Annotated in this window: 5 protein-coding genes; 4 read left to right on the top strand and 1 reads right to left on the bottom strand. The window is 55.2% G+C overall.

Annotated features, from left to right (window positions below; translation table 11 throughout):
• Positions 1–206: hypothetical protein (locus ACZM8Y_RS02355; RefSeq protein ID WP_482330461.1), on the top strand; the 206-nt coding region annotated here is incomplete at its 5' end.
• 331 nt (positions 207–537) lie between these two features.
• Here ACZM8Y_RS02355 and ACZM8Y_RS02350 read toward each other — a convergent pair.
• Entirely contained in the window at positions 538–1,812 is a 1,275-nt protein-coding gene (locus tag ACZM8Y_RS02350) for an HD domain-containing protein (RefSeq protein WP_482330459.1), read from the bottom strand.
• Between the two features lie 295 nt (positions 1,813–2,107).
• On the opposite strand from ACZM8Y_RS02350, the gene rplM reads away from it, so the two are divergent.
• The 3 genes from rplM to ACZM8Y_RS02335 all read left to right on the top strand — a co-directional run bounded on the left by rplM (position 2,108) and on the right by ACZM8Y_RS02335 (position 4,831).
• A complete protein-coding gene (gene rplM, locus ACZM8Y_RS02345; RefSeq protein WP_302554476.1) occupies positions 2,108–2,542 on the top strand; it encodes a 50S ribosomal protein L13 in 435 nt (144 codons plus the stop codon).
• An 18-nt stretch (positions 2,543–2,560) separates the two neighbouring features.
• Positions 2,561–2,950, top strand: a complete 390-nt coding sequence (gene rpsI, locus ACZM8Y_RS02340) for a 30S ribosomal protein S9 (RefSeq protein ID WP_005025392.1) — start codon at positions 2,561–2,563, stop codon at positions 2,948–2,950.
• Between the two features lie 225 nt (positions 2,951–3,175).
• Complete coding sequence (locus ACZM8Y_RS02335) at positions 3,176–4,831, top strand: ribonuclease J (protein ID WP_302554477.1); 1,656 nt, start codon at positions 3,176–3,178, stop codon at positions 4,829–4,831.
• Positions 4,832–6,000 lie beyond the last annotated feature (1,169 nt).

The raw sequence follows: 6,000 nt of genomic DNA, 5'->3' as shown, positions 1-6,000 counted from the left end.
TTTTTGTTCATTACATGAAATCCAGTTTTGAAGAATTGTTGCGAGACCTCCAAATAATTTCCAAAGAACTCTTCCTTTCCAGTTGGAATCTTGTATCAGCCGCAAACTTAAACACAGCCATTGTTTTAAATTATTTAAATATTTTTTCTTTTTCAAAAATAGTTAATAGATTTAATATATTATGTATAATTGATGACACAACCTAGAACATCCCCTCTCCCAGTTTTTTCTCAGGGCTGTGTTACAGGAATCGGTTGATGCCAGTTTCTTGAGGTTCCAAAGGAATAAACGGTAAAAGGCTCCAGCCATAGGGCCCGTCAACGAAAATCTGAAAAAACTGCATTTTCACTATGACGTGGAGATAAAACAATTCCGTTGGCTGTATTATAGAAAATGGTTGATGTTTTTTTCCTTGAAGTTCCAAAGGGATAACCGGAAAAATGCCTTAGCCGTAGATCCCGCCAAGGGGAAAACCGGATAAAAAGGCTGTATTTTCACCGCACTGTGGAGATGAGATAACCACATACTTAACGGAGCCTAATCAAAATCCGCAATGATCGTTCCGAGCGACAACGGGCCAAGGGAACGGTGGCGGAAATCCCCCCTGATCCGGGCAATGGCTTCATGCAGGTTGGGGGAAGAGATCCCCGTGCGGACGGAGGAGTGCGCCTCGATGAACGCGGCAAGGTTGTCGCAAACCTTGAGCAGTGCCCCGTCCTTGGGATCGAGGCAGTCTTCGTTGCCGTCGGCATGGAGGGCATCGAACGATCCGAGGCGGCGTACTTGCCCCGAACTGTCCCGGATGGTCTCGTCGAACTCCGACGTTACCCCCTCACCGACGAGGCCGAGATAGTAGCGGAGGCGTTCCGCCAGCGGGTCGTGCCCTCCGGCGGAGAGTGGGCCGAAGACGCGGCGCTCCAGCTCCTGCAGCTCATAGGCGCGCAGAAGGCTTGGAAGCTGGTTTACGGAGCGTTTGACCGGGGTGATGATGTCCCGTGTGAGCAGTTCGGGCAGATCGTGGAAGAGCCCGGCGAAGAAGTTGTTGATCCGGCGTGCGGGGCAGGCTCCGAGGGAAAGGCTGAAGAAATACGCGTAACCCGCAACGAGGAACATGTGCCCGAGCACGGAGGTTTCCGGTACGCGGGGCGTGTCAGCCCAGCGGATCTGGAAGCGGAGCTGGCCGCACAGTTTGGCGAAACGCCCCAAGGCTGTGGGCGAATCGCTGAAAAAGGCGTGCCCCTGTATGAGCTCGTTCACGCCGCACAGATCGGTCAGGGCGTTGAGCCGCTCGGTGAAGGATTCGGCAATGGACTGGTTTTCTTCGTCAAACGTATTGAATGGCTTGATGATGTTGTATTCCCACCCCGAAGCGTAGAGGTGGGCCGCCGTGAGGATGCGATCCGGGAGGCTCGTCCGATCCCGGTTCCTGTGGTAGGCGGAAAGGCGCTCCCAGAAACCTTCATCCGGCGCGCCGAGCACGGGGCGGAGCTCTTTGAGTACCCATTCCGTCAGTTCTTTGTAATCTTTCTCGTTTTCACAGATGCGGTAAAATACGGGCGGCTTGATGTTCGTTGTGACCAGGCGGTACAGGTAATCGAAAAGCCCCCTTTCTATAACTTCCTGTTGCAATTTACGTTGATCTGAGGCAGAATAACCCCCGCTGTTCAGGAGCGTGAGCATCCAGGCGACAATCATTTTATGCGCCTGCTTGTCTATTTCGTAGAGTTCCACGGGACGCAGTTTGTCGTTCCAGCGGCGCATGTACGAACCGGAAAACATAAGCTGTAAAAGGCTTTTTCGGATTGCGGACATCGGCTTCTCCCTTGTGATCCGTTACTCGCATGGTTGTGGCTGCCCCGCGTTGTGTTTTGCTCCGAACACTGCCCGGATTTCCTTTCTCCCCCTTTCCTCACAAAGGGCGGCAGGGCAGACGCCGGGCGAAGGCGTTTTATCAAAAGCGCCGTGTCATGAGAATCGATGCTGGGGCTTCCCGGCAGCGGTTCTATTCTGCCGGGCGCAGAAGGAAAACGGTTTTGTCGCTTGACAAGCCTGCTCTGGCATTTTATACACTTCGTTCTACAAGTTTTAGCAGAGGAGACGCTTCAGCATGAAGACGTTTAGCCCCACTCCGGAGCATATCGACCACCAGTGGTTTGTAGTGGATGCGGACAATCAGGTTCTCGGCCGTCTGGCCGCCCAAATTGCCCACCGCCTCCGCGGCAAGCACAAGCCCGAATTTGCTCCGCACATGGACAATGGCGACGTTATCGTCGTTGTCAACTGCGAAAAGATCAAGGTTACCGGCGCCAAGCTGGAAAAGAAAAAGTATTACCATCATTCCGGCTATGTGGGCGGTCTGCGTGAAACTACGCTCGACAAGCTCCTTGCTGAGAAGCCTGCCGACGTGCTGATGCACGCCGTCCGTGGTATGCTTCCCAAGAATCGTCTGGGTCGTGCCATGCTGAAGAAGCTCAAGGTGTATGCTGGCCCCACGCATCCGCATACTGCCCAGGGCCCGAAGCCTCTGTCCTTCCCGTACTAACGAGGCCAGGAGTCAATCATGTCTGAGTTTGATTACGGCACGGGCCGTCGCAAGAACGCCACTGCTCGTACCCGTCTCTATGCCGGCAACGGCGCTATTGAAGTCAACGGTCGTAAAGTGGAAGACTACTTCCCCCGCAAGACCCTTCAGATGATCATCCGCCAGCCTCTGGTTCTCACCAAGCTCGTGGACAAGTTCGACGTGAAGGTCAACGTCTGCGGCGGCGGCGTGACCGGTCAGGCCGAAGCCGTTCGCCACGGGATTTCCCGTGCCCTGCTGAGCGCCGACCCGTCCCTGCGCGGCGTTCTGAAGCGCGCCGGGTTCCTGACCCGCGACGCCCGTAAGAAGGAACGTAAAAAGTACGGTCAGCGCGCCGCTCGTGCCCGCTACCAGTACTCGAAGCGTTAAGCCGCAAGGCCCGTTTCAGATTTGTTCAGGCCGGGGGAAACCCCGGCCTTTTGGCGTTTCTATCCGCTTGCGTCCGCAGGCTGCTGTGGGAAGGGCTTTCTCTTTTTATTCATCGAACTTACTTTATTTTTTATCTTTTCCCGTGCCCGTCCTTTCCGATAACGTCTTGTGGAAACACCGGGCTTCGGGTAAACTTCCGACAATAACCTACGAACAGAGAGCATAATGACGGATACTTTTTTGACTATTACCCCCCTAGGGGGATTTGGTGAAATAGGCATGAACTGCCAGATGTGGAACACGCCCGAAGGGTGCGTTCTCATCGACTGCGGGATCATGTTTCCTGATGACCAGCAGCTTGGTGTGGATGTGGTCATTCCGCCGCTGGAGCCCATTTTGGCCCAGCGCGGGCGGCTGCTCGGCGTGGTGCTTACGCACGGGCACGAAGACCATATCGGAGCGGTTCCGTGGCTGGTTTCTTTTATCAAGGGCCTGAAAGTCTACGGTTCCCCCATGACGCTGGCGCTCGTGGAGCACAAGCTCCGGGAACGCGGCCTTCTCGACCGTGCCGAACTCATCACCGTGACCCCCGAACACGATCTGGCGCTCGGCAGCTTGCGTTTCCATTTCATTCCGGTGAGCCATTCCATCCCGCAGGGATACGCCCTCGCGGTGGATACGCCCGTGGGGAAAGTCGTGCATACGGGCGACTTCAAGATCGATGAGTTCCCTTCCGACGGCGTCGGCACGGATTTGCCCGCCCTGCGGCGTTTCGCGGGCGCTGAGGGCGTCCGGCTGCTGCTTTCCGATTCTACCAATGCCGAGAGCGAAGGGCACACGCAGTCTGAAAAAGTGGTGCGCGAGACGTTCCACGAGATTTTTTCGGAAGCGAAAGGCCGCATAGTCATCACGCTTTTTTCCAGCCATATCGAACGGATCCAGATGGTGTTCGACATGGCCCGCGAATTTGACCGCGCCGTCGTGGTCAGCGGCCGCAGCCTCGTGAACAATATTGAGCGCGGGCGGGATCTTGGCTTCATGCGTATGCCGCCCGAACTGTTCACGGATCAGACCATCCCTGAGGTTTCCCCCGAACGCATGGTGGTCATCGCCACAGGTTCCCAGGGGGAGCCCCTGTCCGCGCTTTCCCGTATTGCGTCCGGCGAGCACCGTCAGCTTTCCATCATGGAAGGTGATACGGTGATCATGTCTTCCCGCGTCATTCCGGGCAATGCGCGCGCCGTCAACCGGCTGATCAACCAGATGTACCGCATGGGGGCCAATGTCTGCCATGACGGGACGCGCCCCGTGCACGTTTCCGGCCACGGTCGGCGCGACGAGCTCCGTACCATGCTCGACGCGGTGCGCCCCAAATTTTTCGTGCCGATCCACGGCGAGTACCGCCATTTGATCCAGCATCGCGATTTGGCCCGCGACTGGGGCATTGCGCCAGAGCGTACGTTCATCCTCGACGACGGCGAGCCGTTGACCTTGCTGCCCGATGCCATCCGGCTTGAGGAGAAGATCCCCGCCGATTCCATTCTTGTGGACGGCAAGGGCGTGGGCGACGTGGGCAACCTCGTTTTGCGTGAGCGCCAGCTTCTCGGAGGCGACGGCGTTGTCGTCGTCGTTTTGGTGCTTGACGAGGAGACAGGCGAGGTCATCCACGGCCCGGACATGATTTCCAAGGGGTTTGTGTTTGAGCAGCAGTTCAGCCACTTGCTTGAGGATGCCAAGTGCCTTGTCCTCGACCATCTTGAAACGTCCCCACGGCTCAGTATTCCCCGCCTTGGCGATCGCATTCGTTCTTCCATGCGGAGCTTCTTCCGCAAGGTCGTAGGCCGCGATCCGGTTGTGGTTCCGGTTATTACGGAAGTTTAGGGGAAAAGATTGGGGAAGGGGAGGAGAATCTTTTCTGAAGAAAAGTTTCTCCTCCCCTTCCCCAAACCCCATCCCCTCCTCTTCCAAAGACTTTCGGCCTTATCGAATCCCTGTTTCCGGTTGTGCCGATGAAGGAAGGCCCGTCTTCGTGTGAGGACGGGCTTTTCTGTCGATGTCGCGGCGGGCCGTTTCAATGGAAAAAGGTTCCGATATAGCAACAATTTGTTGTTTCATTTGGCTTTGCCATAGGAAAAGGTTGATGCTTTCTTGAAGATTCGAGGGAGTAACCGATAGGGGCTTGGGGCGTTTTCACGCTGAGAAGCCTCTTCAGGCTGCGGGAAGCAGGCGGTCGCCGCGAAGCGGATACGCACAATTCATTTGCGCTGTCCAATGCCGGACCGAGCGTGCCTTGCAACTTTACATTATGGCTGTGTCCTAGAAAACGGTTGATGCTTTATTTCCTTGAAATTCCAAGGAAATAACCAATAAAATCCCCCAATCACAGAACCCGCCAGCGGAAAATTTTGAGAAAAAGCATATATTTTCAGTGTATTGCTGAAACAAAACAACCATGTACTCTGACAGAGCCTTTCCAATAGGCATCATCACGATGTAAAAACAATATGAAAAGGCCCTGTCAGAGTATGTGGCTGTTTCACCTCCACAGTACGGTGAAACGGTGAAGATGAAACAACCGCATATTATGACAGAGCCTACATTATTATACCATGGTAAAATCGATTGGCTCTGTTCTAGTATGTGGTTGTTTCATCTTCACAGTGCGGTGAAAATACAGCCTTTTTCTCCGGTTTTCCCCTTGGCGGGCTCCACGGCTAAGGCATTTTATCGTTTGGCTCTGTTCAAGTTTACGGTTGATTAAAGAGAAGTACGCTCCTTTAACCGCCGGAGGCGCGAGCGTCAGCGAGCTTTGAAGACGTCCCCCGCCGTATGGCAATGCGGCATGAAGGGGGTGAGGAGCGGCGAAATGTCTCGCGAAGCGCGGTCGAGGGCGGCGAAGCCGCGCGAGACAAAGCGCCGTCAGCCGTTGCCGGAAGGAGCCTTTCACCGCGCTGGAAGTGCGGCCGTCTCCACGGCAGAGAATGTTCCGCTGAAAAACAGGGGCAGATGAACGACCTCTGATTGCCGTATCAGCCGGAAACTTTAACACA

This window comes from Bilophila sp. (genome assembly GCF_057864385.1).
The sequence above is the reverse complement of the archived record's forward strand: the minus strand, read 5'-3'. Positions and strand labels throughout refer to the sequence as shown.

Bases quoted from the DNA above. Each gene is read 5' to 3' on its own strand.
- ACZM8Y_RS02350 (WP_482330459.1), bottom strand. From the start codon at position 1,812: ATGTCCGCAATCCGAAAAAGCCTTTTACAGCTTATGTTTTCCGGTTCG.
- rplM (WP_302554476.1), top strand. From the start codon at position 2,108: ATGAAGACGTTTAGCCCCACTCCGGAGCATATCGACCACCAGTGGTTT.
- rpsI (WP_005025392.1), top strand. From the start codon at position 2,561: ATGTCTGAGTTTGATTACGGCACGGGCCGTCGCAAGAACGCCACTGCT.
- ACZM8Y_RS02335 (WP_302554477.1), top strand. From the start codon at position 3,176: ATGACGGATACTTTTTTGACTATTACCCCCCTAGGGGGATTTGGTGAA.